This is a genomic window from Pseudomonas sp. 2725 (genome assembly GCF_050434585.1).
Lineage (GTDB): Bacteria > Pseudomonadota > Gammaproteobacteria > Pseudomonadales > Pseudomonadaceae > Aquipseudomonas > Aquipseudomonas jessenii.
Genome location: NZ_JBNDIV010000006.1, coordinates 415,214 through 441,401, shown reverse-complemented (window position 1 = coordinate 441,401; position 26,188 = coordinate 415,214). Strand labels below are relative to the sequence as shown.

Genomic DNA, 26,188 nt, shown 5'->3' with positions numbered 1-26,188 from the left:
AGACAACCCTCGCCACATGTCCACTTGCAGGCCAATCCGGGGCCTCAACACGCTATACTCCCGCTCTTTTTTCCGGAGCGACGACATGTCCCTGCCTAGCCTGCGCCTCAAAGCCAACGCCGACCGTCGTCTGCGCAACGGTCACTTGTGGGTCTACAGCAACGAAATCGATGTAGCCGCTACGCCTTTGCACGGTTTCAAGGCCGGCGACCAGGCGATCCTCGAAGCCGCCGGCGGCAAGCCGCTGGGCATCGTCGCCATGAGCCCGAACAACCTGATCTGCGCCCGTTTGCTGTCGCGCGACATCAAGCTGCCGCTGGACAAATCGCTGCTGGTGCACCGCCTGAACGTGGCCCTGTCCCTGCGCGAGCGCCTGTTCGACAAGCCGTTCTATCGCCTGGTCTACGGCGATTCCGACCTGCTGCCAGGCCTGGTGGTCGACCGTTTCGGCGACATCCTGGTGGTGCAGATCGCATCGGCAACCATGGAAGCCCATAAAGACGACGTGATCGCGGCGCTGACCCAAGTGCTCAAGCCAAGCGGCATTCTGTTCAAAAACGACTCCGCTGCCCGTGACGCCGAAGGCCTCAACCGCTACGTCGAAACCGTGTTCGGCCTGGTGCCGGAGTGGGTTGCCCTTGAAGAGAACGGCGTGAAGTTCGAAGCCCCGGTCATCCAGGGTCAAAAAACCGGCTGGTTCTACGACCACCGCATGAACCGCGCACGCCTGGCGCCTTATGCCAAGGGCAAGCGCGTACTGGACCTCTACAGCTACATCGGCGGTTGGGGCGTGCAGGCTGCCGCATTCGGCGCCAGTGAAGTGTTCTGCGTCGACGCATCGGCCTTCGCCCTCGACGGCGTCGAGCGCAACGCCGCGCTGAACGGTTTCGCCGAGAAAATGACCTGCATCGAAGGCGACGTGTTCGAAGCCCTCAAAGAGCTGAAAGCCAGCGAAGAACGCTTCGACGTGATCGTGGCCGACCCGCCGGCGTTCATCAAACGCAAGAAAGACATGAAGAACGGCGAAGGCGCCTACCGCCGCCTGAACGAGCAAGCCATGCGCCTGCTGACCAAGGACGGCATCCTGGTCAGCGCATCCTGCTCGATGCACCTGCCGGAAGACGACCTGCAGAACATCCTGCTGACCAGCGCCCGTCACCTGGATCGCAATATCCAGATGCTGGAACGCGGCGGCCAGGGTCCGGATCATCCGGTGCATCCGGCCATCCCGGAAACCCGCTACATCAAGAGCATTACCTGCCGGTTGCTGCCAAACAGCTAACAACACAGACCACTGTAGGAGCGAGCTTGCTCGCGATGGTCGTCAACGATAACGCGGGGAACCTGATGCCCCGCGGCGTTCTCGGGTTCATCGCGAGCAAGCTCGCTCCTACGGGGTTATTTCCTTCGGGATAATCCCGCATCAAAACGGGAAACTCCCTACAGCGCTTTTGATTGTATTCCCTGCGCCCCAGACTAGTATCGGTTTCTGGTTTCAAGCATGACCGCTTGATCACTCCGGAAAACAAAAACAATGTCTGAGTCCTCTTACCCAGCTCTAAGTGGCGACCTGAAACGCCAACGGGCCTCCCGCTTTATCCTCATTACCAATATTTCGTTAATCAGTTTTTTCCCGCTGAATATCCTCCTGCCTTCTTTTCCTGCCTTGGCCGAGGAATTCAACACTTCAACCGCAGAAATCGCCCTGTCCACCAGCCTGTTCACGCTGGTTTTTGCGATTTCTCAATTAATAACCGGCCCGCTCTCAGATAAGTGGGGGCGTAAGGAAGTTCTTCTTGGTTGCATCGTTGTTTCTACGCTCGGCTCGATAGGGTGCGTGCTGGTTACGAACTATCCGGGCTTCCTGCTATTTCGCGCCATCCAGGCAATCGGATGTGGTTTCTTTGTGCTGGGTCATGCACTGGTGGAAGACTTGTTCGAAGAACAGGATCGGGCCCGAGTGCGAATTTACTACATGACACTGAGCGGCTCCTTTGTTGCACTGTCGCCGCTATTGGGATCATGGTTGCAAACCACGTTCGATTGGCAGGGAAGCTTTTATGGTTTTGCACTCATGGCGCTCGGCATGTTCATCCATGCCCAAGTAATACTGCCCTCCAAAGCAGTCAGCCATCAAAGAACATCCGTTTCCGTGCTACGCACGCTGAAATCCATTGCTGGAAATCGAGACTTCATTCGCTACTGGTGGATTGCCGCATTAGTGTTTGCTTGTTATTTCGCGTTGATCAGCGTAACGCCGCTGATTTTCATGGATGAGTTCAAGTTATCCGAATACCAGTACGCGCTGGTGCTTATGGTGTATGGGTTGGCCTATTTCCTTGGCGGGATAGTTGCCAGCGCCGTGCAGAAACATATCTCCCTCACGCTGCAAATCAACACCGGGCTTGGATTGCTGGGTGTCGCCGGTGTGTTGTTAGCATTGATCGTCCGTTATGAAGCGATGACAACTATCACCCTGCTTATACCGATGCTGATCAGTGCCCTGGCAGTCACCCTGGTGCGACCTGCCGCTATTTCCGCAGCGATGTTGCTGTTCTCAAGCAGCGCCGGAACGGCAGCCTCTGCGGGCAATAGCATTATGTTCATCACCGCCGCGCTCAGCAGTGCTGCGCTCGCACAAACCGGGGACAATTTGCTGATGACCATCGCGGTTAGCTTCATCGCCTTCAGCCTTTTGGGGTTGCTGACGAATGCCAGGATAGGGCACTGACTGCAGGAGCAGCCTGTCGACGCTTGGTTGCTCGTGATGGTCGTCAACGATAACGCGGGATACCTGGCACCCCGTGGTGTTCTCGGGTTCATCGCGAGCGAGCTCGCTCCTACAGGGTGCACGACACATCCAGATCCACTGTCGAAGCGACAACCTCCCACCCCACGCCTACCGTTTCCCTTCTAACCACAGAAGAGGACAACGGAATGTCCAACAACCCGAAAGCCCATCGCTTACGCACAGGCCGCCGCTCGGAATCCGGTCGCATCTATCTCCTGACAGCAGTCACCCATGAACGGCAACCGATCTTCAATGATTTGTACGTTGGACGCTTGGTAGTGAGCGAATTCAGAAGAGCTCATGAAGCCGGCAATGCCACCTCAATAGCCTGGGTTGTCATGCCGGATCACTTTCATTGGCTGGTTGAATTGCACAACGGTGATTTGCCGAAACTGATGCAAGCGGCCAAATCAAGAAGTGCTCGCGCCATCAACCAGCAAAGAGGTCGCCACGAAACGCTATGGCAAAAGGGTTACTTCGACCGGGCCCTGCGTCGCGAGGAAAACCTGAAAGCAGCAGCCCGATACATCATCGCCAACCCTTTGCGTGCCGGACTCGTGACTCGGGTTGGAGACTACCCGCTGTGGGATGCCATGTGGCTCTGATGCACAACGCTAATCCCTGTAGGAGCGAGCTCGCTCGCGATGGTGGTCAACGATGACGCGGGAAGCCTGGCACCCCGCAGCGTTCTCGGGTTCGTCGCGAGCAAGCTCGCTCCTACAGGGGTGGTCGCCGAACGTCTTGTGAATGCTTGCAGCCATTCCCTCCAGCCGCCAGCCGTGTAGAATCGCGAACATTCATCGCCAATCATCCCCGGCGGGTTTATGAGCTCAAGCTGAAGCGCGCGGCGATCCCGCAAAGTTATCGGCAACTTCCGGACACGCGGCCATTTCTGAGTGTTCCAGACGTCAATAGAAGCTCACTTCCCTTTTGATACCTGATTAGCCGCCCGGAGTGCTTCATGCCTGATTACCGCTCGAAAACATCCACCCACGGCCGCAACATGGCCGGCGCCCGCGCACTGTGGCGCGCCACGGGGATGAAAGATGACGACTTCAAGAAGCCGATCATCGCCATTGCCAACTCCTTCACCCAGTTCGTACCGGGCCACGTCCACCTCAAGGACCTGGGCCAACTGGTCGCCCGCGAGATCGAACGCGCTGGCGGTGTTGCAAAAGAATTCAACACCATCGCCGTGGACGACGGCATCGCCATGGGCCACGACGGCATGCTGTATTCGCTGCCGAGTCGCGAGATCATCGCCGACTCCGTCGAGTACATGGTCAACGCCCACTGCGCCGACGCCATCGTGTGCATCTCCAACTGCGACAAGATCACCCCTGGCATGCTGATGGCGTCACTGCGCCTGAACATCCCGGTGATCTTCGTCTCCGGCGGCCCGATGGAAGCCGGCAAGACCAAACTCGCTTCCCACGGCCTCGACCTGGTCGACGCCATGGTGATCGCCGCCGACTCCAGCGCTTCTGACGAGAAAGTCGCCGAGTACGAGCGTAGCGCCTGCCCGACCTGCGGTTCGTGCTCCGGCATGTTCACCGCCAACTCGATGAACTGCCTGGTCGAAGCGCTGGGTCTGGCATTGCCGGGCAACGGTTCGACCCTGGCCACCCACAGCGACCGTGAGCAACTGTTCCTGCAGGCCGGCCGCACCATCGTCGAGCTGTGCAAGCGTTACTACGGCGAGAACGACCAGTCGGTACTGCCGCGCAACATCGCCAACTTCCAGGCGTTCGAAAACGCCATGACCCTGGACATCGCCATGGGCGGTTCCACCAACACCATCCTGCACTTGCTGGCTGCCGCCCAGGAAGCCGAGATCGATTTCGATCTGCGCGACATCGACCGTCTTTCTCGCAACGTGCCACAACTGTGCAAGGTCGCGCCGAACATCCAGAAGTACCACATGGAAGACGTGCACCGTGCCGGCGGGATCTTCAGCATCCTCGGTTCGCTGGCCCGTGGTGGCTTGCTGCACACCCAGCTACCGACCGTGCACAGCCGCAGCATGGAAGAAGCCATCGCCAAGTGGGACATCACCCAGACCAACGACGAAGCCGTGCATCACTTCTTCAAGGCCGGTCCTGCGGGCATCCCGACGCAAACCGCATTCAGCCAGTCGACCCGCTGGGAAACCCTGGACGACGACCGTGAAAACGGCTGCATCCGCAGTGTCGAGCACGCTTACTCGCAAGAAGGCGGCCTGGCCGTGCTCTACGGCAACATCGCGCTGGATGGCTGCGTGGTGAAAACCGCTGGCGTCGACGAATCGATCCACGTGTTCGAAGGCAACGCGAAGATCTTCGAAAGCCAGGACAGCGCCGTACGCGGCATCCTCGCCGACGAAGTGAAAGAAGGCGACATCGTCATCATTCGCTACGAAGGCCCGAAAGGCGGCCCGGGCATGCAGGAAATGCTCTACCCGACTTCGTACCTGAAATCCAAAGGCCTGGGCAAAGCCTGCGCCCTGCTCACCGACGGCCGTTTCTCCGGCGGTACTTCCGGTCTGTCCATCGGTCACGCTTCGCCTGAAGCGGCTGCCGGCGGCGCAATCGGCCTGGTACAGGACGGCGACAAAGTGCTGATCGACATTCCGAACCGCTCGATCAACCTGTTGGTCAGCGACGAAGAACTGGCCGCACGCCGAGTGGAGCAGGACAAGAAAGGCTGGAAACCGGTGGAAGTGCGCCCACGTAAAGTGACCACCGCGCTGAAAGCCTACGCCCTGCTGGCCACCAGCGCCGACAAAGGTGCGGTGCGCAACAAGGCGATGCTTGACGGGCTGTAAGGCTTAACCGTCGGACAAAAAATGCCCCGCCAAGTGCGGGGCATTTTTGTTTCTGCCGGTCACCTTTCACCTGTAGGAGCGAGCCTGCTCGCGATGGACTGGAGAACGCCGCTGGGTGTCAGGTTTCCAACGTTATCGTTAACGACCATCGCGAGCAGGCTCGCCCCTACAAGGGCAGAACTATTCCTGTGGATCGAGACTATCGAGCGCCTGGTTCACCGCCAACTCGCCAGCATGATGACCTGCGCAATCCCCAGCATCGTGCTGCGTTGAGAGCCTTCCAGCAGGCCGGCAAAATCGTTGGCCATGACATTGGCCGAGGCGAGTGATTCGCAGGCGTGGGCCAACAGGGTTTCGGTGTCGAGGCCCGGTGCGATGAGGAATGTTCGGCTGGGTTTTCGTGGGGTGGCGTTGATTTGGGTGGAAAGGTTGTTGGTGTCCGGCGGATCGGGGGTGATTTTCAGCATTGATGAAACTCCCAAATGTATAAAGAGGAGCCATCGACCTCGCTACCAAACGAAGGGTGATGGCCATACGCAGGTTGGTAGACCGGACATTTGGAAACCGGCGCACCCGAAGGCGCCCTACGCATGGCCACCATAAATCACGGGCTTCAAAGAAACCCTATATGAGGTGACGCAATGCGCCGAATGTCCGGGCTACCAAACCCGATCGCTGATGTTCAGCGACAGGTAGACGGTAGAGTCCGGGAGTAAGGCGCACAAGCCGGCGGATTCTGGCGTAGTCGTAGTCCCTTACGCAAGAAAGCGTAGGTTGCGACTGTCAGGAGATGGCGATCAAACAGAGGCTTTCATTGCACCGACTGGCCTCATCGCGAGCAAGCTCGCTCCCACAATGGATCTGCGTTGAACACTGGATTGGGGAACAACACCGATCAAACTGTAGGAGCGAGCTTGCTCGCGATGGACGCAAGGACACCGCGTCAAATCAGACAGCACGCGTCATCGTTAACGACCATCGCGAGCAGGCTCGCTCCTACAATTACTGGATTTCTTCAGGCTTGACGATCACCCAGTTCTTGTCGGCAGTCACCGTCATCCCTTCCTTGGCCTGGGCCGCGGCATTCTTGGCCATCATGCCGTTAATCTGGTTCATGTACTTGTCCTTGCGGTTGACCCACAGGTGGATGCCACCCTTGGCCACGTCAACACTGTGGAACAACATGTAACCATCACTGGTCGGGGTATCGCCGCCGACCAGCACCGGTTTTTTCCACTCGTCGATGTAGGTCAGGATTGCCGCGTGCTTGCCGGCCATCCAGGTCGCCGGGGTCCACAGGTACGGGGTCAGTTCAAGGCCGAGGTTGGCCTTCTCGTCATACTTGCCGGCGGTGATCTGCTTGCGCGCAGTGGTCAGCTCGCCCGTCTTCGGGTCCTTGAGCAGCAGCGACACGCCGATCACGTTCTGCGGCTTGACGTTGTAGCCGTACTTCGGATCGGCCGCGACCATGCGCACCAGTTCTTCGGAGGCGGCGGTCATCACGTAGACCTCGATGCCGTTCTCCATCAGTTTGTTGTACAGCTCTTGCTGGCCCGTGAAGATTTTCGGCGGGTTGACGTCGAGCTTCTTGACCACATCGCCTTCGTAATAGGTGGCCGGCACCGGTTTGCCCGACGCCATCATCTCGTCGACGTAGCCCTTGAGCTCCTTGAGCGTAAAGCCGGAGAACACCTGGGCGACCCATGGATAGCAAACCATGTCGTCGAGTTCACAGAGGCGGTAGTAGTAGCTGAACAGGCTTTCCTTGTGGTCGGCGGTGTCCTTGAACGGCATCAGTTTCAGGGAGGGATCGAGCTTGTCGCGGGTGATCAGGCCCTTGTTCTCCATGAACGGCAGCAACGACTCTTCCAGGTCATAGCGGTAACTGGTGTTGTCCATGTCGAACACCGCGTAGTTACCTTTGTTGGCGTTGGCGGCGATCATCGCGTCCAGTGCCTTGGCCTGATCGGCTGGCCAGTGTTTCAGATCCGTTGCGAAAACCTGGCCGGCAAGGCCCAGGCAAAGTGCTGCAGCCAGTAATTTCGGTGCGAACTTCATCGGCGTTTCTCCCTGAATGTGAAAGAGATCGACGCTAACAAATAAGTGTGACAGTCACCGCCTGTCAGCGACCGCCTGTGTCCATTTCGCGCCAGTTGCATTTCTGACAGCGACACCCACTTATTCCAAAAACGACGGACACCATGCGTTTTTGATATTAATTCATTAGTTTTCAAGCTGTTAGGCTTGCCGGTTCGCAGCTGCCCCGGAAGGCAGCTGGCAAAAGTCTAATGGGAGTTCCAATGAATCTGCCGCTGATTCTCAATCTGCTGGTGTTCCTCGCCCTGCTCCTGGGCCTGGCGCAAACCCGCCACACCACTTGGAGCCTGGCGAAAAAAGTCCTGCTCGCACTGGTGCTGGGCGTGGCGTTCGGTGTGGCGTTGCACACTGTCTACGGTGCCGGTAATCCGGTGCTGAAAGCCTCGATCGGCTGGTTCGATCTGGTGGGCAACGGTTATGTGCAATTGCTGCAAATGATCGTGATCCCGCTGGTGTTCGCCTCGATCCTCAGCGCCGTGGCCCGCCTGCACAACGCTTCGTCGCTGGGCAAGATCAGCTTCCTGACCATCGGCACGCTGCTGTTCACCACGGCCATCGCGGCGTTGATCGGCATCGGCCTGACCAACCTGTTCGGCCTGACCGCCGAAGGCCTGGTGGCCGGCACCCAGGAAATGGCGCGCCTGCAAACCATCCAGACCGATTACGCCGGCAAGGTCGCCGACCTGAATGTGCCGCAGCTGTTGCTGTCGTTCATTCCGCAAAACCCGTTCGCCGATCTGGCGCGAGCCAAGCCGACGTCGATCATCAGTGTGGTGATTTTCGCTGCGTTCCTGGGTGTCGCGGCGCTACAACTGCTCAAGGATGATGCCGAGAAAGGTCAGAAAGTGATCAACGCCATCGACACCCTGCAAGCCTGGGTAATGCGCCTGGTGCGCCTGGTGATGAAGCTGACCCCGTACGGCGTGCTGGCGCTGATGACCAAAGTGGTCGCCGGCTCCAACCTGCAAGACATCATCAAGCTCGGCAGTTTCGTCGTGGTGTCTTACATCGGCCTTGGCCTGATGTTTGTGGTGCATGGCGTGCTGGTGTCGGCCGCCGGGATCAATCCGCTGCGCTTCTTCCGCAAGATCTGGCCGGTGCTGACGTTTGCCTTCACCAGCCGCTCCAGCGCTGCGACGATTCCGTTGAGCATCGAGGCGCAGACCAGTCGTTTGGGCATCCCGCAGTCCATTGCCAGTTTCGCCGCTTCGTTCGGCGCGACCATCGGCCAGAATGGCTGTGCCGGTCTGTACCCGGCGATGTTAGCGGTGATGGTGGCGCCGACCGTGGGCATCAACCCGCTGGACCCGCTGTGGATCGCGACACTGGTGGCGATTGTCACGCTGAGCTCGGCCGGTGTGGCCGGAGTGGGTGGCGGTGCGACGTTTGCGGCGCTGATCGTACTGCCGGCGATGGGCTTGCCGGTGTCACTGGTGGCGTTGCTGATTTCGGTCGAGCCGTTGATTGATATGGGGCGTACGGCGTTGAATGTGAGTGGTTCGATCACGGCTGGGGCGATTACCAGTCAGGTGATGCAGCAGACTGATAAAGAATTGCTGGATGCGGATGAGCATTCGGCGTTGGCGCAGGCTTAAGTTCTTTAGCGACTGAGCGGGCCTCTTCGCGAGCAAGCCCGCTCCCACAGGGGATTTGTGTCGCTCACAGATCCAATGTGGGAGCGGGCTTGCTCGCGAAGCTTTTAGGCTTTTTCCCACACTTCGAAGCTGTACGCCGGTTTGTCACCTTCGGCCGGGTTCGGCACATTCGACACCAGCTTCCACTGGCCCAAATCAAACTCCGGAAACCACGCATCCCCTTCCGGGCTCAGCGCCACGCGAGTCAGGTACAACCGATCAGCCTGTGCCAAGCCTTGCGCGTACAACTGCGCACCGCCAATCAGCATCAACTCATCAACGCCCTGTTCCTTCGCCCATGCTTCGGCGCGGACAACGGCGGCTTCCAGCGACGGATAAACCTCCGCGCCTTCGAGCTGCAGATCCGTCTGACGGCTGACCACGATGTTCAAGCGGCCCGGCAACGGACGACCGAGTGAGTCCCAGGTCTTGCGCCCCATGATGATCGGCTTGCCCAGGGTGGTGGCCTTGAAATATTTAAAGTCCCCCGGCAGGTGCCAGGGCATGCTGTTGTCGACGCCGATCACACGGTTTTCACCGAGGGCTGCGATCAGGCTGAGGGGGAGTGATTTAGTCATGTCGGCGAGGATACCAGAGCCTCGCTTTCGCCGATAAGCGTCACAGCGGTTATGCTCACAGCTCAATTAAGCGACGGGATGCCGCGTGACTGAACTCAATACCCTCTGGCTGACAGAAACCATCCGACTGCGCGAAGAACACGCAGGCCCCCTGGAAGACCTTGAAGCCAACCGGCTGGCCCGCAGCGTCGGCGGTGATTTGCCGTCGCGCATTCAACGCCGGGCCCTGTGGCTGGCTGAACGTGATGGCTTGGTTACGGCCCTCAAACACTGGCTGCAAGGCGCACGACTGGCGCTGATCGTAATGGCGGTGCTGGCGGTGATCAGCGGCGCCGGCCTGGCCTTTGCCGCAATGGGCGATGGCCTGCACCCGGTGAATGTGTTCTGGGCCTTGGGCAGCCTGCTCGGGCTCAACCTGATCCTGCTGCTGAGTTGGGCCCTGGGCCTGGCGTTTGCCGGAGAACACGGCGCCAGCCTCGGGCGACTATGGCTGTGGCTAAGTGAAAAACTCGCCCGGGACGCCAAGGCCACGCAACTGGCCCCCGCCCTGCTCCTGTTGTTGCAACGGCAGAAGCTCAATCGCTGGGCCATCGGCGTAGTGGTCAACGGCCTGTGGTTGCTGGCGATGATCAGCGCCTTGGTCATTCTGCTGACACTGATGGCAACCCGGCGCTACGGCTTCGTCTGGGAAACCACCATCCTCAGTGCCGACACCTTTATTGCCGTAACCCAGGCGCTTGGCGCCCTGCCGGCCCTGCTCGGTTTCAGTGTTCCCACCGAGCAGATGATCCGTGCCAGCGGCGACGCCGCACTGAGTATCGAAAGCGCGCGCCAGGCCTGGGCAGCATGGCTGGTTGGCGTTCTGCTGGTCTATGGGATTTTGCCGCGCCTGCTGCTCGCACTGTTTTGCCTGTGGCGCTGGAAATCCGGGCAAACGGCGCTCCGCTTGGATTTGAACCTGCCCGGCTACGCACAGCTTCGCGAACGCTTGATGCCCACCAGCGAGCGTCTCGGCATCAGCGATGCGGCGCCTGAGCAACTGCATCGCGTGGAAAGCGGCGTCAGCGAACAACAAAGTGAAGGTGCTCTATTGGTCGCCATCGAGCTGGACGACGACCGCCCGTGGCCACCGCAATTGCCGAAAAACGTCAGCAACGCTGGCATCCTCGACAGCCGCGAATCGCGACACAAACTCCTCGAACAATTGACCCGCTTTCCCCCGGCACGCCTGGCCATTGCGTGCGATCCACGGCGCTCGCCGGATCGCGGCAGCCTGGCCCTGATTGCCGAACTGGCCCGCAGCGCCAGCGCCACCCGCGTGTGGTTGTTGCAGGCGCCCCCCGGTGAAGCGCTGGACGCCGAACGTCTGGGCGACTGGCACGTGGCGCTGCAACAGCTTGAGCTGCCGTTTGCCGATTGTGCACCGATGAACTGGCTGGAGACGGGTCATGACTAATCCCCTGAAACTCGCCGTGGTCGGCCACACCAACGTCGGTAAAACCTCACTGCTGCGCACCCTGACCCGCGACGTCGGCTTCGGTGAAGTGTCCCATCGTCCCAGCACCACGCGGCATGTCGAGGGCGCACGGTTGTCGGTGGACGGCGAGCCCTTGCTCGATCTCTACGACACCCCGGGCCTGGAAGACGCCATCGCCCTGCTCGACTACCTCGAACGCCTGGAGCGGCCTGGCGAACGCCTCGACGGCCCGGCGCGGCTGGCGCGTTTCCTGGATGGCAGCGAAGCCCGGCAACGCTTCGAACAGGAGGCCAAAGTGCTGCGCCAGTTGCTGGCGTCGGACGCCGGGCTCTACGTGATCGACGCCCGAGAGCCGGTGCTCGCCAAGTATCGCGACGAGCTGGAAGTGCTGGCCGGTTGCGGCAAGCCCTTGCTGCCGGTGCTGAATTTCGTCAGCAGCGCCAACCACCGCGAACCGGCCTGGCGTGAAGCGCTGGCGCGGCTGGGCTTGCATGCCTTGGTGCGCTTCGACAGCGTCGCGCCGCCGGAGGATGGCGAGCGTCGACTCTATGAAAGTCTCGCCCTGCTGCTGGAAACTGCCCGGCCGCAGCTCGAACGCCTGATCGCCGATCAGCAAGCCCAGCGTCTGGCTCGCCAACAAAGCGCAGAGCGATTGATTGCCGAATTATTGATCGATTGCGCAGCCTGCCGACGCAGTGTGGTCAGTGAAGCCGAGCAGGAACAACAGGCGATCAGCGAACTGCGCAAAGCCGTGCGCCAGCGTGAGCAGCGTTGCGTCGAGTCCCTGCTCAAGCTGTACGCCTTCCGCCCACAGGATGCCGCGGCCGGTGATTTACCGCTGCTCGACGGTCGCTGGGGCGATGACCTGTTCAACCCGGAAACCCTCAAGCAACTGGGCGTGCGCGTGGGTGGCGGTATCGCCGCGGGTGCTGCTGCGGGGGCCGGGGTCGACCTGCTGGTGGGCGGGATTACCCTGGGCGCAGCGGCTCTGGCGGGAGCCATCGCCGGTGGCGCGCTGCAAACCGCACGCAGTTATGGCAGCCGCTTGCTCGGCAAGATCAAGGGCCAGCGCGAACTGACTGTGGATGACAACGTGCTGCGCCTGTTGGCGCTACGCCAGCGGCAATTGCTGCAAGCGTTGAACGCCCGTGGGCATGCGGCGATGGACAGCATTCAGGTGGCCACGCCCCAGGACAAGAGCTGGCGCGAAGGCAAACTGCCCGAGGCCCTGAACAAGGCACGGGCACATCCGCAGTGGTCGTCGCTCAATCCTCATCCCAAACTGAATCAGGCGGAGCGGCAGGAGCAGGTTGAGGCCTTGGCGCAGCAGCTTTAGTGGCTTGATTGATGATGCATGGTGTCAGCGCTGGCCTCTTCGCGAGCAAGCCCGCTCCCACAGGGGATGTGCGTCGGTCACAAATCCAATGTGGGAGCGGGCTTGCTCGCGAAGGCAGCCACTCGGTGCCGAGACTTACGCAGCCAACAATCGCACCGCCTTGTCCTTCAACACCGCCAGATCAATCACCGGCACATGCACCTCCTTCGCCAGCTCATCCCACTGGCGCATGCGCAAGCTCACGGCACACAGCGGGTCCTGCTCGAACGCCTCAGCCTCTTCAGCCGTCATCACCCCGCCCTGATATTCCAGGGTTCGGCGACTGGCTTCACTCAAGCGCTCGTAGTATCCCGCCTCCTTGAGCGTCAGGTAACGCTTGGCCTGCACGTGGTATTCGACCAGCCGAGCCATACGCTCGCTGAAGCCGGCACGACGAAGAAAGTCCGCGCCCAGACGCTCATGGCTGACAACGCCGAAGCCGCCCATGTTCTCCGCGCTTTCTCCACAGATATGCCCGATGTCATGAAAGAACGCTGCCAGCACCACTTCATCGTCGAAGCCTTCGGCCATGGCCAGTTCCGCCGCCTGGGACATGTGCTCGATCTGCGAAACCGGTTCACCGATGTAATCGCTGTCGCCAAAACGCTCGTACAGACTGAATACTTCGGCGACGACTTGTTCATTGCGCCCCATCAGATTTCCCCCAACACAGCTGCGATGTTTCGTTCAGCCATCGCCGGCCCGACGCTCATGCCGACACCGGTGTGCATCAACGCCACGCTCAGGCCTTTTGCCGGGCGCAGGAACGAAAACGGTCCCGGCCCCCGTGAACCATAGACCCCCTGCCAGCGTTCGACCACTTGCACCTTGCAGCCCAGGGTCTGCTCAGCCAGCTCGATCATCCAGTCGTCGACCTGCTCGGCATTGAAGGGTGACGGATCGCTGCCGTAATGGTGCGAATCACCAATGATCAATTCGCCATAGGGTGTCGGGCTGATCAGCAGGTGGATACCGTTTTCGTGCAGGTGCGGCGCGTACTGCAGGATTTCTGCCTGTACCGCCGCGGCCTCCGGCAAGTCGGCGAAGGCGCCGTAGTGCACGCAGCTCAAACCGGTGAGCAACGCGTGTTGCAGGTTGAGGTGGATTTGCGGTCGGGCGCGGAGCATTTGCAGGCGGCAAATTTGCGGCTCGAGTTCAGCGATCTGTTCGGCCAGTAACGTCTGATAATCGTGGCCGGAGCAGACAATGATCTGCTCGGCACTGAAGCTGCCAGCGGTGCTGTGCAGGCGACCCGGCTCGATATCGCGCACCAGGGTAGAAAAGTGAAACTTGACCCCCAGGTCGCGGCGCAGGAAATCGATCAACGCCGGAATCGCTTCGCGGGAATACAACTGCTGATCGTCCATGCCATGCAACGCCGCACGGTGATGACGGAACTGACCGTCGTACAAATCGCGTAACGCTGCGCCGCGCAACAGGTCGACACGGTAACCGTGCTCCACCGCGCGGCCGTCGCAAAAGGCTTGCAGCAGCTGTTCTTCCGCCTCGGTGCGGGCAAACAGGTACGAGCCATTGCGCTTGAGTTGCAGGCCGGCGAGCTGGGCCCAATCACCCCAGATTCCGCGACTGGCGCGGGCCAGCTCCAGCATAGGCCCCGGCGGCTGGCCGGTGACCAGTGCCTGGCCGAAGTTGCGCACCGAAGCGCCGAGGGGCGTTTCGCTGCGCTCGAAAACCGTGACCTTGAGACCGCGCTTGGCGGCAGCATATGCGTGGGACAAGCCCAGGATGCCGGCGCCGACGATCAGCATGTCGTTGTGTTGTGTCATGGGGTCTTGTCCTGAATTTGAAACCGCTTTCGCGAGCAAGCCCGCTCCCACAGGAGACCGCATGCCTTATGTGGGAGCGAGCTTGCTCGCGAAGAGGCCCTTTCAGCCGATAAAAATCTTACTTGGCCGCCACTTTCTCGGACTTGCCGTCATAGCGCTTGCGCCACTCGGTCAGGATCTCGTCGCGGTTCTTCGAGGCCCAGGCGAAGTCGTTCTTGATCAGGCGTTGTTCGTAGTCGGCCGGCAGTTCGGTCTGTGGCTTGGCGATGCCAGGCTGGGCGAGCACGGCGAAGTTTTCCTTGTAGAGCTCCATCGCCTCAGGGCTAGCCGAGAAGTCGGCCAGTTTCTTCGCCGCCTCTTCGTGGGCAGTGCCCTTGATCACCGCAGTCGCTTCGATCTCCCAACCCAGGCCTTCCTTCGGCAGGATGATGTCCAGCGGTGCGCCCTGGCGTTTCAGTTGAACAGCCGGGTACTCGAAGGAAATACCGATTGGGAATTCACCAGCAGCCGCCAGTTTGCAAGGCTTGGAACCGGAGTGAACGTACTGGCCGATGTTCTGGTGCAGGCCATCCATGTAGGCCCAGCCCTGCTTCTCGCCGAAGGTTTGCAGCCAGGCGCTGACGTCGAGGAAGCCGGTGCCGGACGATGCCGGGTTTGGCATGACGATCTTGCCTTTGTACTCAGGCTTGGTCAGGTCCTGCCAGCTCACGGGCTTGGTCAGGCCCTGCTTCTCGGCTTCGACGGTGTTGAAGCAGATGGTCGCGGCCCACACGTCCATGCCGACCCAGGCTGGTGGGTTGGCCGCGTCGCGGTAGTTGGCGCCGATCTTGCCCAGGTCTTTCGGCGCGTAGCTTTGCAGCATGCCTTGCTGATCGAGAATCGCCAGGCTCGAAGCGGCCAGACCCCACACGGCATCAGCCTGCGGACGGGCTTTTTCGGCCAGCAGTTTGGCGGTGATGATGCCGGTGGAATCACGCACCCATTTGATTTCGACGTCCGGGTTGGCCTTTTCGAACGCTTGCTTGTAGGTCTTCAGTTGTTCGGCTTCGAGAGCGGTGTACACCGTCAACTCGGTTTTCGCCGCAAAGGCGTTCAGGCTGAAAGCGGTGAGGACAGCAGCGGCCAGGGCCATAGGCTTGAACATGATCTTTTCCTGTTTTTGAGTTGAGGGGTTGTGCAGATTCAATGACCGGGTGTGGTCTGCCGCCAGGCCTGGGAGCGGCGCAGCAAACCGCGCGAGGCCCAGGCCAGTAGCATGGACACGCCCGCCGAGGTAATCAGGATCAGGGTCGACATCGCTGCCGCACCGCCGACGTTGCCGGCGTCATCCATGTTCAGCACCGCCACTGCCGCGAGGATGGTGTCGGGGCTGTAGAGGAAGATCGCCGCCGAAACGGTGGTCATGGCCGAGACGAACAGGTAGCGCACGATGTCCAGTAGCGCCGGCAGGCAGATCGGCACGGTGACGCGCAGGTAATGGCGGTACAGCGGCGCCTTGAGCGACAGCGCGGCGGCTTCGAACTCGGCATCGAGTTGACGCAGCGCGGTGGTGGCGGTCATTTGTGCGGTGGTCAAATAGTGAGCAATGGTGCAGACAATCAGCAGCGTCATGCTGCCGTAGAGCACGTGCAGCGGGTTGCCGGTGAGATTGAAGAAGAAGACGTAACCCAACCCCAGCACCAGGCCTGGCACCGCCATCGGCACGAAACTGAGCATGCGCAGGGTCAGGTTCAGGCCGCGCTGACCCTTGGTTTTTTCCATCAGGTAGGCGCCGGTGAAGATCAGCAGGCTGCCGATCAACGCCGTGCCCAAGGCCATCTTCAGGCTGTTGCCATAGGCCAGCCAGCCACCGCCGGCGGTTTCGTTGAACTGATAATGGTTGAGCGACAGCGACAGGTTGTACGGCCAGAACTTCACCAGGGACGAGAACACCGCCATGCCGAACACCAGCAGCAACGCGGCGCAGATCAGCAGGACGATAGCCAGGTAGCAGCTGTCGCGCAGCTTCGACGGCGCGGGTTTGAACACCTGGGCACGACCGCTCATGGAATCACCGTGACGCCGACGCAACCAGGCATCGACCCCGAAGCTGAACAGCGCCGGTAGCAGCAACACCATGCCGATCAACGCGCCACGACCGAACTGTTGCTGGCCGACCACCGCCTTGTAGGCCTCCAGCGCCAACACTTGATAGTCGCCACCGACAACCACTGGTACGCCGAAGTCAGTGATGGTCAGGGTGAACACCAGACAGAATGCGGCGAACACGGCCTGACGGGTCGCCGGCCAGGTGATGCTGCGGAAGGCTTTTGCAGGACTCGCGCCCATGCTGGAGGCGGCATCGAACAGTCGCGCATCGGCCAGGGACAGGGCCGACAGAAGAATCATCAAGGCGTGCGGGAAGGTGTAGATGACTTCACCAAGCACAATGCCCCAGAAGCCGTAGATGTTGTCCGAGAGCAGGCCACGCAGCATGCCCTGGTTGCCGAACAGATAAACCAGCGCGATGCCGGGCAACATCGACGGCGCCATCAATGGCAGCAGGGAAATGCCACGCCAGATGCCTTTGGCGGGAATCAAGGTTCGTTGCAGCGCGTAGGCAAACAGGTAGGCCAGCGGTACGACAATGGCCGCGACACTGAGGGAAACCTTCAGGCTGTTACCGAGCAACCAGTGGAAGTTCTCGCTGGTCACCAGCTCTTTCGCTGCGACCCAGCCACCGCCCTGCCCGGCCTCGGCGCTGAAACCGCGCCAGAAGATCGCCAGCAACGGCATCAATACGGCAACGCCCAACAACACCAGCATGAGGACTTTGCCGCCGACCACGAACAACCGGTCACCGATCTCGGCGCGGGTGGTCTGCCGAACCTGCTTGTGCGGCAGCGGCAGCGCGATGTTCGCGCTCATCAGGCAAACACCTGCAGGCTACGCGGCGGCAAGGCGACCATGATCTGCTGGGCACCAAGGCGCGGCATGGCTTCTGGCGCCAACTCCGCCAACAGCGGGTGCCCCGGCAACTGATCGAGCTCGAAGCTCATGCGGCAGCGATTGCCGAGGAAGGTGATTTCACGAACCTTGGCCGGGAACAGGTTTTCCTCGTGCACCAGCGGGTTGACGTTGATCGCTTCCGGTCGGCAGAACAAACGGCCCGACGCGGACTTGGCGCTGCCTTCGGCCAGACGCATGTTCATCCCGCCGACCTGGGCGTGGCTGTCGCTGTTGCGCTGGAAGGGTAGCCAGTTACCCTGGCCGACGAACTCCGCCACGAATGGCGTGGCCGGGCGGTTGTAGATTTCCTGCGGCGTGGCGTACTGCTCGACCTTGCCGTTGTTCATCACGGCGATACGGTCGGCCATCAGCATGGCCTCGTCCTGATTATGGGTGACCATCAGGGTAGTGATGCCGAGGTTGCGTTGCAGTTGGCGCAGTTCGGTACACAGATGCTCGCGCACCCGGGCATCGAGGGCCGACATCGGTTCGTCCAGCAGCAACAGCGAAGGTGCCGGGGCCAGGGCGCGAGCCAGTGCAACCCGCTGCTGCTGGCCGCCGGACAACTGGCCGGGATACTTTTTCTCGCTGCCGACCAGGCCGACCAGTTCCAGCATCTGGCCGACTCGACGGCGCACTTCGTCACGACCGCTGCCGGCAAGGCCGTAGGCAATGTTCGCTTCGACGGTGAGATTGGGAAACAACGCGTAGGACTGGAACAGAATGCCGTAGTCCCGCGCCTGGGGCGCCAGGTGGGAAACGTCGCGATCGCCCAGGTACAACTCGCCGCTGTCCTGTTTCTCCAGACCGGCGATGCAGCGCAGCAAGGTGGTCTTGCCACAGCCCGACGGCCCCAGCAGACACACCAGCTCACCGGCCGCTACGTCGAGGGACACGTTATCCAGCGCGGTGAAGGCGCCAAAACGCTTCTGTACACCGCGCACTTTCATCGGTGCGCCGGGGTTGGTCAGGGCAGTTGCGATCGAGTTGTTCATGGACGGACCTCATCGAGCAGATGGGGGCCATCCTAGAGTTGTAATGAGTCCGTCATGTGGCAGTAAGGCAAAAACTGCCGATAGTGGTATTCGAGGATTTTGGTTTAAGTCTTGTGTTGCCTGAACTGGCCTCATCGCGAGCAAGCTCGCTCCCACACTGGGTTTGAGGTGAAACACAGATTGTGTGAACACCCAAAATTCCTGTGGGAGCGAGCTTGCTCGCGATGAGGTCGGTACAGGCACCACAGAATTCAGGCCGGCGACATTTCCTGCGCCAACCCCAGAAACGCCGCCGGCAGCCGCGCGTTTTTGCGTTCCTTGAGGCAGTACAGGTATTCGGGAATCTGCGGCGCATTCTCGATAGTCAGCACCCGCAACTGCGGATCGTGCGGCACTTCCTGACGGGCAATGATGCTGATACCGATGTTGCGCAGCACTGCTTCGCGGATCGATTCACGACTGCCGATCTCCAGCAGCGGACCGAAGCACACGCCAGCACTGGTCAGTAACTCTTCGGTCAAACGACGGGTGGTCGAGCCCGGCTCACGCATCAGCAAGGTATGTCCGGCCAGCGCGCTGAGCGGTACGTGATCGTGAACCGCCAGCGGATGATTGCGATGCACCGCCAGCACCAACGGATCGCTGCCGAGCACCCGGCGAATCAGTCGTGCGTCATCGAGCAACTGCGACGAGGCGGCGACATCGACACGGTAATCCTCCAATGCTTCGAGCACTTGTTGGGAGTTACCGATTTCCACCGACACCTCCACCTGCGGCAGGCGCTCGCGGAACGTTTTCACTAGGTCGAGGATGTAATACGGCGCCGTGGCGGCAATACGCAATGTGCCCTGGACCTGGCCGCAGTTACGCAGGAAAAACTCGATGTCGGCTTCTTGCTGCATCAGCACCTTGACCATCGGCAGCAGCCGCGCGCCCTCCTCACTGACGCTGAGACGCCGGCCGCCGCGATAGAACAGCTCGACCGAGTACTGACTTTCGAGGTTGCGGATCTGTGTCGTCACCGTCGGCTGGCTCAGGCCGAGCTTTTTGGCAGCCTGGGTAATGCTGCCCAGGCGGGCCACCATGTAAAACGCCTTCAGCTCGGCACTCAGCACAACCGTCCCTCGTCCTTTACTTGCGCAGCAGGCGCAAACCGTTGAACACCACCAGCAAACTCACGCCCATATCGGCGAACACTGCCATCCACATGGTAGCGATCCCGGCAAAGGTTACCCCAAGAAAGATCGCCTTGATGACCAAAGCCAGGGCGATGTTCTGTTTGAGGATGCTCGAAGTCTGCCGGGACAGGCGAATGAATGCCGGAACTTTGCGCAGATCGTCGTCCATCAGGGCGACATCGGCGGTTTCGATCGCGGTATCGGTGCCCGCAGCGGCCATGGCGAAGCCGATTTCGGAACGTGCCAGTGCAGGCGCATCATTGATGCCGTCGCCGACCATGCCGACCCGATGCCCTTGAGCATAGAGAGTTTCGATAGCCTGCAATTTGTCCCCCGGCAACAGGTCGCCCTTGGCCTCGTCGATGCCGACTTGTGCTGCAATGGCCTGCGCGGTGTGGACGTTATCGCCCGTGAGCATCAGGGTTTTGATACCCAGGTCATGCAGTTGCCGGATCGCTTCGCGGCTGGACTCTTTTACCGTGTCCGCCACGGCAAACAGCGCCAACGGGCCGGACGAATCAAGCAGCAGCACCACCGACTTGCCCTGCTTTTCCAGGGCAAACAGCTTTTCTTCCAGCGCTGGCGAACACAGGCCCAGATCCTCCACAAGACGATGGTTGCCCAGATGGTAGAGCTGGCCGTTGATCTCGCCACGCACCCCGCGCCCGCCCAGCGCTTCGAAGTTATCCACAATCAGCGTCGCGGTCTGTTTATCCACAGCCGCCTTGGCGATGGCCAGGGAAACCGGGTGATCCGAGCGCCCGGCCAGCGCGGCGGCAATGGCGGGCGCCGAGTCGTCGGCGGTCGGGTCCAGCGACAGGTAATCGGTCTGCACCGGTTTGCCGTGGGTGATGGTGCCGGTCTTGTCCAGGGCCAGGTAGTCGAGCTTGTAACCGCCCTCCAGATAAACGCCGCCCTTGACCAGAATGCCTTTACGCGCCGCCGCCGCGAGGCCGCTGACGATGGTCACCGGCGTGGAGATCACCAGCGCACACGGGCAGGCCACCACCAGCAGCACCAGCGCCCGGTAGATCCAGTCGAACCACAACTCGCCCATGAACAATGGCGGGATCACCGCCACGGCCAGGGCCAGGACGAAAACTGCCGGGGTGTAAATTTTCGAGAAACTGTCGACGAAACGCTGGGTCGGCGCCCGCGCGCCCTGGGCTTGCTCGACGGCGTGGATGATGCGGGCCAGGGTCGAGTTATCCGCCGCGGCGGTCACCTCGTACTCCAGGGACCCAGCCTGATTGATGGTGCCGGCGAAGACTTTGTCGCCGACGGTTTTTTCCACCGGCAGGCTTTCACCGGTAATTGGCGCCTGATCGATGGTCGAGCGACCGGACAGCACTTCGCCGTCCAGGCCGATACGCTCGCCGGGGCGCACCCGCACCCGCGCGCCGAGCCCAATGTTTTTGACATCCTGCTCAAGCCAGACACCGTCAGCCTGCAACACCGTTGCCGTATCCGGCGTCATCTGCATCAAACCGCTGATGGCATTGCGCGCTCGGTCAAGGGACCTGGCTTCGATCAACTCGGCCACGGTGAACAGGAACATCACCATCGCCGCTTCCGGCCACTGGCCGATCAGCACCGCGCCGGTCACGGCAATGCTCATCAGCGCGTTGATGTTCAGATTGCGGTTTTTAAGGGCGATCCAGCCTTTTTTGTAAGTACCGAGGCCACCACTGAGAATCGAGACCAGCGCGATAACCGCCACCACCCAGTTCGGCGCGAAACCGGTGAAGTGGATAACTTCTGCCAGCAATGCACCAACACCGGACAGTGCCAGGGGCCACCACGGCTTTTTCCGGGGCGCGGGCGCCGGGGTTTCATCACCCTGGTCCATCGGCTCGGCCTGCATGCCCAAGGATTTGATGGCCTCGACGATCGGCTCGATACCTGGCAAATCGTGGGTTACGCCGAGCACCCGATTAATCAGATTGAACTCAAGCTGCTGCACGCCGGTCAGTTTGCTTAGCTTGTTCTGAATCAGCGTCTGTTCAGTTGGACAGTCCATTGCCTCGATGCGGAAACTGCTCAGTCGGGCTCCGGGCGTCGGCGATTCGCTCAGTTTTACCAGCGCAGGCGCTGCCGCTTTAGATGAGCAGCAGGCATCGCCGTGACCGCCGTGGCCATGTTTTTGCACGGGCTTGAGCTTGTGGCTGTGCTCGTGCTCAGCCCCGGGTTTGTGGGAGTGCAGGGAATCGCTCATTGGTTGCGTCCATAAGAGTGCCTGTTGCCAAGTAAAGACCCTGTAGCCACTATAGGGTCAAGCACCCTTTCTGGAGTTTTGGAGATTGGCGTCATGAAAATTGGAGAGTTGGCGAAACTCACGGACTGCGCCGTGGAAACGATCCGCTACTACGAGCGCGAGAACCTTCTGCCGGAACCGGCCCGCAGTGACGGCAATTATCGCGTCTATACCCAGGCCCACGCCGAGCGCCTGACCTTCATCCGCAACTGTCGTACCCTCGACATGACGCTCGAAGAAATCCGCAGCCTGCTGGCGTTTCGCGACAGTCCGCAGGATCAGTGCGAAAGCGTCAACGCGCTGATTGACGAACACATCCACCATGTAAAGGCGCGGATCGACGGCTTGCTGGCCTTGCAGACGCAACTGCTCGACCTGCGCCAACGCTGCGGCGAAGGGCCAAGTATCGATCAATGCGGGATTTTGCAGCGGCTGGAAGTGAGCGGCGGGGTGGTGGCAACGGAGGTGGAGCATTCCCATGTGGGCCGTAGTCACGGCCACTAGAAACACCACCGACCCTGTGGGAGCGAGCTTGCTCGCGATGGCGTCTGTTCAGCCAACATGGATGTCGACTGATACACCGCTATCGCGAGCAAGCTCGCTCCCACAGGGTCGGTGGTGTTTTTTCAGACCGCCATCGGCGCGGTCATCGGCGCGTGGTGTTCGTAGCCTTCCAGCGAAAAATCGCCCGGTTCCACCAGCTCCAGCCATTCCGGCTGGTAAACACCCGTCTTGGCAAACTCCGGCACACGGTCGGAAATCACCAGTTTCGGCATCGGGAACGGCTCGCGCTTGAGCTGTTCGTTGAGCATGTCCAGGTGGTTTTCGTAGACGTGGGCATCACCGATGAAATAGGTGAACCAACGCGGCGTGTAGCCGGTCAGGCGACCGATCAGGCTCAGCAGCGCAGCGCCTTCGGTGAGGTTGAACGGCGTGCCCAGGCCCAGGTCGTTGGAGCGGATGTAGAGGGTCAAAGAGATCTCTTTGGTCTCGACATTCGGGTGGAACTGGTACAGCAGGTGGCACGGCGGCAGGGCCATTTCATCGAGCTGGGCGCAGTTCCAGCCGTGGAACAGGATGCGGCGGCTGCCCGGGTCCTTGATGATGGTATCGACGCACTGGCGAACCTGGTCGATGGCCTTGTACAGCACCACGTAGGCCTGACCGTCTTCCTCGCCTTCGGCAATCTGGCGATAACCCTGGCTCAGGGTCTGTTCGATGGCAGCCGGGTTGCTGACCGGGATCTGCTTGTACGCCGGCCATTTGCGCCATTGCACGCCGTAGATTTCGCCGAGGTCGTCTTCGCCCTGACGGAACGGGTTGGCCAGCCACTGGGCGTTTTCGTTGGCGTTCTGGTCCCAGACCTTGCAGCCCAGGGCGCGGAATTCGGCAGCGTTATTTACGCCACGCAGGAATCCGCACATTTCGCCGATGGCCGATTTGAAGGCCATCTTGCGCGTGGTGATCGCCGGGAAACCTTCCTTCAGGTCATAACGCAGCATCGCACCGGGAAAACTGATGGTGTTCACGCCGGTACGGTTGGCCTGTTTGGTGCCGTTCTTGATGACGTGAGCGACCAGTTCGAGATATTGCTTCATGAATTACCTGTGTCCTTGAACCCGCAACCATCGCTGCGGGGTTCGAATTTTATACGGCTGCCGCTGGAGTCGCCGGGGCGCGGTGATACGCCAGCCAGATCAGGAACAGCCCGCCGACGATCATCGGCACGCACAGTACCTGCCCCATGGTCAGCCAGTTCCAGGCCAGATAGCCCAACTGGGCGTCCGGTACGCGGACGAACTCGACGATGAAACGGAAGATGCCATAGAACAGCGCGAACATCCCCGATACCGCCATAGTCGGCCGTGGCTTGCGCGAGAACAGCCACAGGATCAGGAACAGTGCCACGCCTTCGAGGGCGAACTGGTACAGCTGCGACGGATGACGCGCCAGTTGCGCCGGATCGGTCGGAAAGACCATCGCCCACGGCACGTCGGTTGCCTTGCCCCACAACTCGGCGTTGATGAAGTTGCCGATACGCCCGGCGCCCAGGCCAATCGGCACCATCGGCGCAACGAAATCCATCAGCTGGAAGAACGACTTGTTGTTCTTCTTGCCGAACCACAATGCCGCCAGCATCACGCCGATGAAACCGCCGTGGAACGACATACCGCCCTTCCACACTTCGAAGATCAGCGTCGGGTTGGCCAGATAGGCGCCCAGATCGTAGAACAGCACATAACCCAAGCGCCCGCCGACAATCACCCCCATCGACATCCAGAACACCATGTCGGAGAGTTTTTCCTTGGTCCAGGTCGGGTCGAAGCGGTTCAACCGGCGGGAGGCCAGCAGCCAGGCGCCGCCGATGCCGATCAGGTACATCAGACCGTACCAGTGGATTTTCAGCGGACCGATGGCCAGGGCCACCGGGTCGATCTGCGGGTAAGGCAGCATTGCGACTCCTCGTTAGAGTTCAAATCTTAAAAATTCCCGGGCGACGCTGCCACCTCAGGATTAAGCCAGGATTGCGCTGCCCGTCAGAGCAGATGCTTCAGACTAGAAAGTTCAGGCCAACGCAGAACAGCAAAGCGGCAAACAGCCGTTTCAGCAACCTCGGCGACAACCTGTGGGCCAATCGCGCGCCCAAGCGGGCGAACACCATGCTGGTCAGGGCAACGCCCAGCAACGCCGGCAAATAAATGAAACCGAGACTATGGGCCGGGAGCAACGGATCGTGCCAGCCCAGAATCATGAAACTTAATGCACTGGCCAGGGCAATCGGCAGACCGCAGGCCGATGAAGTGGCCACCGCTTGCTGCATCGGCACACTGCGCCAGGTCAGGAACGGCACGGTCAACGAACCGCCGCCAATGCCGAAAATCGCCGAAGCCCAGCCAATCACGCTGCCGGCCACGGTCAGACCGAGTTTGCCCGGCACGGTTCGGCTGGCCTTAGGTTTGACCTCCAGTGCCAGCTGAGCGGCGATCACCAGGGCGAAAACACCAATGAGCTTCTGCAGGTTGGGGCCGGAAATCGCTTCGGCCGTCAGCGCGCCAAACCCGGCACCGACCAGAATGCCAACGGTCATCCACATGAAGATCGGCCAACGCACGGCGCCACGGCGATGATGCTCGCGTACCGCGTTGACCGAGGTAAAGATGATCGTCGCCAGGGAGGTACCCACCGCCAGGTGCGTGAGGATCGACGGATCGAACCCTTGGGCCTTGAAGCTGAACACCAGCACCGGGACGATGATGATCCCGCCGCCCACGCCAAACAGCCCGGCGAGTACACCTGCACAGGCGCCGAGCGCCAGATAGAGCAGAAATTCCATGTCGTCCCGCCCGCATCCCCAAAACCGGAGCGGCATGGTAACGGATGCATGGCCTCAAGCTCCACTGCGCAAGGCGATGGATCGATGAGCGATGTCTGCGTAGAGTGAGCAAAAAACACACAAGGACAGCCTGATGTGCCTGATTGTTTTTGCCTGGCGACCGGGTCATGCCCAGCCGCTGGTCGTGGCGGCCAATCGCGATGAATTCTACGCCCGCCCCAGCCTGCCCCTGGCGCCATGGCCCGAAGCCCCGCATGTGCATGCCGGGCGCGACCTCGAGGCCGGTGGCACCTGGCTCGGTGTCGGTGCCAACGGACGATTTGCGGCGCTGACCAACATCCGCGATCCCCATCGACCGCCGGGACGCAAGTCTCGTGGGGAGCTGGTCGCGCGATTCCTCGAGGGCGATTGCTCGATTGATGACTATTTGGCCGACGTTGTCAGACGTTCGCCTGAATATGGCGGTTTCAATCTACTGGTTGGCAACAGGAACGAGCTCTGGCACTTCAACGCCCGGGAATCGGAAGCCGTAATGCTGCAACCGGGAGTCTACGGCGTGTCGAACGCCGGGCTGGATACGCCGTGGCCGAAGCTGCTCAAGGCCAAGGCTGCATTGAGCGAGGTGCTGGATGATCCGCAGCCTCAGGCGCTGCTGGCGTTATTGAGCGATGCGCAGACCGCGCCGTTTGCCGAGTTGCCGGATACCGGAGTGGGGCTGGTCACCGAAACGTTGTTGTCGAGCGTGTTCATTGCCAGCCAGAGTTATGGAACGCGGGCGAGTACGGCGTTGATTGTGCAGGCGGATGGGGCGCTGCATATGGTCGAAAGGAGTTTCGGACCGTATGGCGGGCATCTTGGGGAAGTGGAGATCAGGCTTTAGTCTTGTGTTGCCAGCAC

Annotated in this window: 21 protein-coding genes and 1 pseudogene; 9 read left to right on the top strand and 13 right to left on the bottom strand. The window is 60.7% G+C overall.

Annotation, left to right across the window (positions count from 1 at the left end):
• Positions 1-85: 85 nt before the first annotated feature.
• The 4 genes from ABIE16_RS19765 (at position 86) to ilvD (ending at position 5,594) form a co-directional block, all read left to right on the top strand.
• The gene (locus tag ABIE16_RS19765) at positions 86-1,282 is read left to right on the top strand and encodes a class I SAM-dependent rRNA methyltransferase (protein ID WP_057712894.1); all 1,197 of its coding nucleotides are present in this window, start codon (positions 86-88) and stop codon (positions 1,280-1,282) included.
• A gap of 252 nt (positions 1,283-1,534) precedes the next feature.
• The gene (locus ABIE16_RS19760; RefSeq protein ID WP_429521770.1) at positions 1,535-2,731 is read left to right on the top strand and encodes an MFS transporter; all 1,197 of its coding nucleotides are present in this window, start codon (positions 1,535-1,537) and stop codon (positions 2,729-2,731) included.
• Positions 2,732-2,937: 206 nt separating this feature from the next.
• Positions 2,938-3,396 carry an REP-associated tyrosine transposase gene (locus tag ABIE16_RS19755; protein WP_429521769.1) on the top strand — a complete coding sequence of 153 codons (459 nt, stop codon included), beginning with the start codon at positions 2,938-2,940 and terminating at the stop codon, positions 3,394-3,396.
• 356 nt (positions 3,397-3,752) lie between these two features.
• Complete coding sequence (gene ilvD / locus ABIE16_RS19750; protein ID WP_057712890.1) at positions 3,753-5,594, top strand: dihydroxy-acid dehydratase; 1,842 nt, start codon at positions 3,753-3,755, stop codon at positions 5,592-5,594.
• Between the two features lie 180 nt (positions 5,595-5,774).
• On the opposite strand, the pseudogene ABIE16_RS19745 reads toward ilvD, so the two are convergent.
• Both ABIE16_RS19745 and ABIE16_RS19740 read right to left on the bottom strand, forming a co-directional pair.
• A pseudogene (locus ABIE16_RS19745) lies at positions 5,775-6,061 on the bottom strand (DUF6124 family protein).
• A 535-nt stretch (positions 6,062-6,596) separates the two neighbouring features.
• Complete coding sequence (locus tag ABIE16_RS19740; protein ID WP_429521768.1) at positions 6,597-7,652, bottom strand: haloacid dehalogenase-like hydrolase; 1,056 nt, start codon at positions 7,650-7,652, stop codon at positions 6,597-6,599.
• 242 nt (positions 7,653-7,894) lie between these two features.
• On the opposite strand from ABIE16_RS19740, the gene ABIE16_RS19735 reads away from it, so the two are divergent.
• Positions 7,895-9,286, top strand: coding sequence for an L-cystine transporter (locus tag ABIE16_RS19735; protein ID WP_429521767.1), 1,392 nt, complete (start codon positions 7,895-7,897; stop codon positions 9,284-9,286).
• Positions 9,287-9,390: 104 nt separating this feature from the next.
• Here the strand turns inward: ABIE16_RS19735 and ABIE16_RS19730 are convergent, their stop codons facing one another.
• Positions 9,391-9,903 (bottom strand): dihydrofolate reductase, encoded by a 513-nt coding sequence (locus tag ABIE16_RS19730; protein ID WP_429521766.1) that lies wholly within the window; start codon positions 9,901-9,903, stop codon positions 9,391-9,393.
• Positions 9,904-9,988: 85 nt separating this feature from the next.
• Here ABIE16_RS19730 and ABIE16_RS19725 point away from each other — a divergent pair, with 85 nt between their 5' ends.
• Positions 9,989-11,359 (top strand): DUF2868 domain-containing protein, encoded by a 1,371-nt coding sequence (locus ABIE16_RS19725; RefSeq protein ID WP_429521765.1) that lies wholly within the window; start codon positions 9,989-9,991, stop codon positions 11,357-11,359.
• Positions 11,352-12,716: a GTPase/DUF3482 domain-containing protein gene (locus ABIE16_RS19720; protein ID WP_429521764.1), complete on the top strand. Its 1,365-nt coding sequence runs from the start codon at positions 11,352-11,354 to the stop codon at positions 12,714-12,716. Before ABIE16_RS19725 ends, ABIE16_RS19720 begins: the two co-directional genes overlap by 8 nt.
• A 135-nt stretch (positions 12,717-12,851) precedes the next feature.
• Here ABIE16_RS19720 and ABIE16_RS19715 read toward each other — a convergent pair whose 3' ends face one another.
• The 7 genes from ABIE16_RS19715 to ABIE16_RS19685 form a co-directional block, all read right to left on the bottom strand.
• Positions 12,852-13,409, bottom strand: coding sequence for a phosphonate degradation HD-domain oxygenase (locus ABIE16_RS19715; RefSeq protein ID WP_429521763.1), 558 nt, complete (start codon positions 13,407-13,409; stop codon positions 12,852-12,854).
• Positions 13,409-14,542 carry a TIGR03364 family FAD-dependent oxidoreductase gene (locus ABIE16_RS19710; protein ID WP_429521762.1) on the bottom strand — a complete coding sequence of 378 codons (1,134 nt, stop codon included), beginning with the start codon at positions 14,540-14,542 and terminating at the stop codon, positions 13,409-13,411. The genes ABIE16_RS19715 and ABIE16_RS19710 overlap by 1 nt, the downstream gene beginning before the upstream one ends.
• Before the next feature lie 118 nt (positions 14,543-14,660).
• Entirely contained in the window at positions 14,661-15,686 is a 1,026-nt protein-coding gene (locus tag ABIE16_RS19705; RefSeq protein ID WP_057712880.1) for a putative 2-aminoethylphosphonate ABC transporter substrate-binding protein, read from the bottom strand.
• Positions 15,687-15,724: 38 nt separating this feature from the next.
• The gene (locus ABIE16_RS19700) at positions 15,725-17,449 is read right to left on the bottom strand and encodes a putative 2-aminoethylphosphonate ABC transporter permease subunit (RefSeq protein ID WP_429521761.1); all 1,725 of its coding nucleotides are present in this window, start codon (positions 17,447-17,449) and stop codon (positions 15,725-15,727) included.
• Positions 17,449-18,525, bottom strand: a complete 1,077-nt coding sequence (locus ABIE16_RS19695) for a putative 2-aminoethylphosphonate ABC transporter ATP-binding protein (protein WP_429521760.1) — start codon at positions 18,523-18,525, stop codon at positions 17,449-17,451. Before ABIE16_RS19695 ends, ABIE16_RS19700 begins: the two co-directional genes overlap by 1 nt.
• 251 nt (positions 18,526-18,776) lie before the next feature.
• The gene (locus ABIE16_RS19690; RefSeq protein WP_090451991.1) at positions 18,777-19,640 is read right to left on the bottom strand and encodes a LysR family transcriptional regulator; all 864 of its coding nucleotides are present in this window, start codon (positions 19,638-19,640) and stop codon (positions 18,777-18,779) included.
• A gap of 16 nt (positions 19,641-19,656) precedes the next feature.
• Positions 19,657-21,918 carry a heavy metal translocating P-type ATPase gene (locus ABIE16_RS19685; protein ID WP_429521759.1) on the bottom strand — a complete coding sequence of 754 codons (2,262 nt, stop codon included), beginning with the start codon at positions 21,916-21,918 and terminating at the stop codon, positions 19,657-19,659.
• A 93-nt stretch (positions 21,919-22,011) separates the two neighbouring features.
• On the opposite strand from ABIE16_RS19685, the gene cadR reads away from it, so the two are divergent.
• Positions 22,012-22,461, top strand: coding sequence for a Cd(II)/Pb(II)-responsive transcriptional regulator (cadR, locus tag ABIE16_RS19680; protein WP_057712875.1), 450 nt, complete (start codon positions 22,012-22,014; stop codon positions 22,459-22,461).
• 122 nt (positions 22,462-22,583) lie between these two features.
• Here the strand turns inward: cadR and ABIE16_RS19675 are convergent, their stop codons facing one another.
• The 3 genes from ABIE16_RS19675 to ABIE16_RS19665 form a co-directional block, all read right to left on the bottom strand.
• The gene (locus tag ABIE16_RS19675; protein ID WP_407516150.1) at positions 22,584-23,555 is read right to left on the bottom strand and encodes a thymidylate synthase; all 972 of its coding nucleotides are present in this window, start codon (positions 23,553-23,555) and stop codon (positions 22,584-22,586) included.
• 49 nt (positions 23,556-23,604) lie between these two features.
• On the bottom strand, positions 23,605-24,411 hold the full coding sequence (lgt, locus tag ABIE16_RS19670; RefSeq protein WP_057712873.1) for a prolipoprotein diacylglyceryl transferase: 807 nt from the start codon (positions 24,409-24,411) through the stop codon (positions 23,605-23,607).
• A gap of 97 nt (positions 24,412-24,508) precedes the next feature.
• Complete coding sequence (locus ABIE16_RS19665; RefSeq protein WP_057712872.1) at positions 24,509-25,291, bottom strand: sulfite exporter TauE/SafE family protein; 783 nt, start codon at positions 25,289-25,291, stop codon at positions 24,509-24,511.
• Positions 25,292-25,424: 133 nt separating this feature from the next.
• Here ABIE16_RS19665 and ABIE16_RS19660 point away from each other — a divergent pair, with 133 nt between their 5' ends.
• On the top strand, positions 25,425-26,171 hold the full coding sequence (locus tag ABIE16_RS19660; protein ID WP_218494675.1) for an NRDE family protein: 747 nt from the start codon (positions 25,425-25,427) through the stop codon (positions 26,169-26,171).
• Positions 26,172-26,188 lie beyond the last annotated feature (17 nt).

Bases quoted from the DNA above. Each gene is read 5' to 3' on its own strand.
- ABIE16_RS19765 (WP_057712894.1), top strand. From the start codon at position 86: ATGTCCCTGCCTAGCCTGCGCCTCAAAGCCAACGCCGACCGTCGTCTG.
- ABIE16_RS19760 (WP_429521770.1), top strand. From the start codon at position 1,535: ATGTCTGAGTCCTCTTACCCAGCTCTAAGTGGCGACCTGAAACGCCAA.
- ABIE16_RS19755 (WP_429521769.1), top strand. From the start codon at position 2,938: ATGTCCAACAACCCGAAAGCCCATCGCTTACGCACAGGCCGCCGCTCG.
- ilvD (WP_057712890.1), top strand. From the start codon at position 3,753: ATGCCTGATTACCGCTCGAAAACATCCACCCACGGCCGCAACATGGCC.
- ABIE16_RS19740 (WP_429521768.1), bottom strand. From the start codon at position 7,652: ATGAAGTTCGCACCGAAATTACTGGCTGCAGCACTTTGCCTGGGCCTT.
- ABIE16_RS19735 (WP_429521767.1), top strand. From the start codon at position 7,895: ATGAATCTGCCGCTGATTCTCAATCTGCTGGTGTTCCTCGCCCTGCTC.
- ABIE16_RS19730 (WP_429521766.1), bottom strand. From the start codon at position 9,903: ATGACTAAATCACTCCCCCTCAGCCTGATCGCAGCCCTCGGTGAAAAC.
- ABIE16_RS19720 (WP_429521764.1), top strand. From the start codon at position 11,352: ATGACTAATCCCCTGAAACTCGCCGTGGTCGGCCACACCAACGTCGGT.
- ABIE16_RS19715 (WP_429521763.1), bottom strand. From the start codon at position 13,409: ATGGGGCGCAATGAACAAGTCGTCGCCGAAGTATTCAGTCTGTACGAG.
- ABIE16_RS19710 (WP_429521762.1), bottom strand. From the start codon at position 14,542: ATGACACAACACAACGACATGCTGATCGTCGGCGCCGGCATCCTGGGC.
- ABIE16_RS19705 (WP_057712880.1), bottom strand. From the start codon at position 15,686: ATGTTCAAGCCTATGGCCCTGGCCGCTGCTGTCCTCACCGCTTTCAGC.
- ABIE16_RS19700 (WP_429521761.1), bottom strand. From the start codon at position 17,449: ATGAGCGCGAACATCGCGCTGCCGCTGCCGCACAAGCAGGTTCGGCAG.
- ABIE16_RS19695 (WP_429521760.1), bottom strand. From the start codon at position 18,525: ATGAACAACTCGATCGCAACTGCCCTGACCAACCCCGGCGCACCGATG.
- ABIE16_RS19685 (WP_429521759.1), bottom strand. From the start codon at position 21,918: ATGAGCGATTCCCTGCACTCCCACAAACCCGGGGCTGAGCACGAGCAC.
- cadR (WP_057712875.1), top strand. From the start codon at position 22,012: ATGAAAATTGGAGAGTTGGCGAAACTCACGGACTGCGCCGTGGAAACG.
- ABIE16_RS19675 (WP_407516150.1), bottom strand. From the start codon at position 23,555: ATGAAGCAATATCTCGAACTGGTCGCTCACGTCATCAAGAACGGCACC.
- lgt (WP_057712873.1), bottom strand. From the start codon at position 24,411: ATGCTGCCTTACCCGCAGATCGACCCGGTGGCCCTGGCCATCGGTCCG.
- ABIE16_RS19665 (WP_057712872.1), bottom strand. From the start codon at position 25,291: ATGGAATTTCTGCTCTATCTGGCGCTCGGCGCCTGTGCAGGTGTACTC.
- ABIE16_RS19660 (WP_218494675.1), top strand. From the start codon at position 25,425: ATGTGCCTGATTGTTTTTGCCTGGCGACCGGGTCATGCCCAGCCGCTG.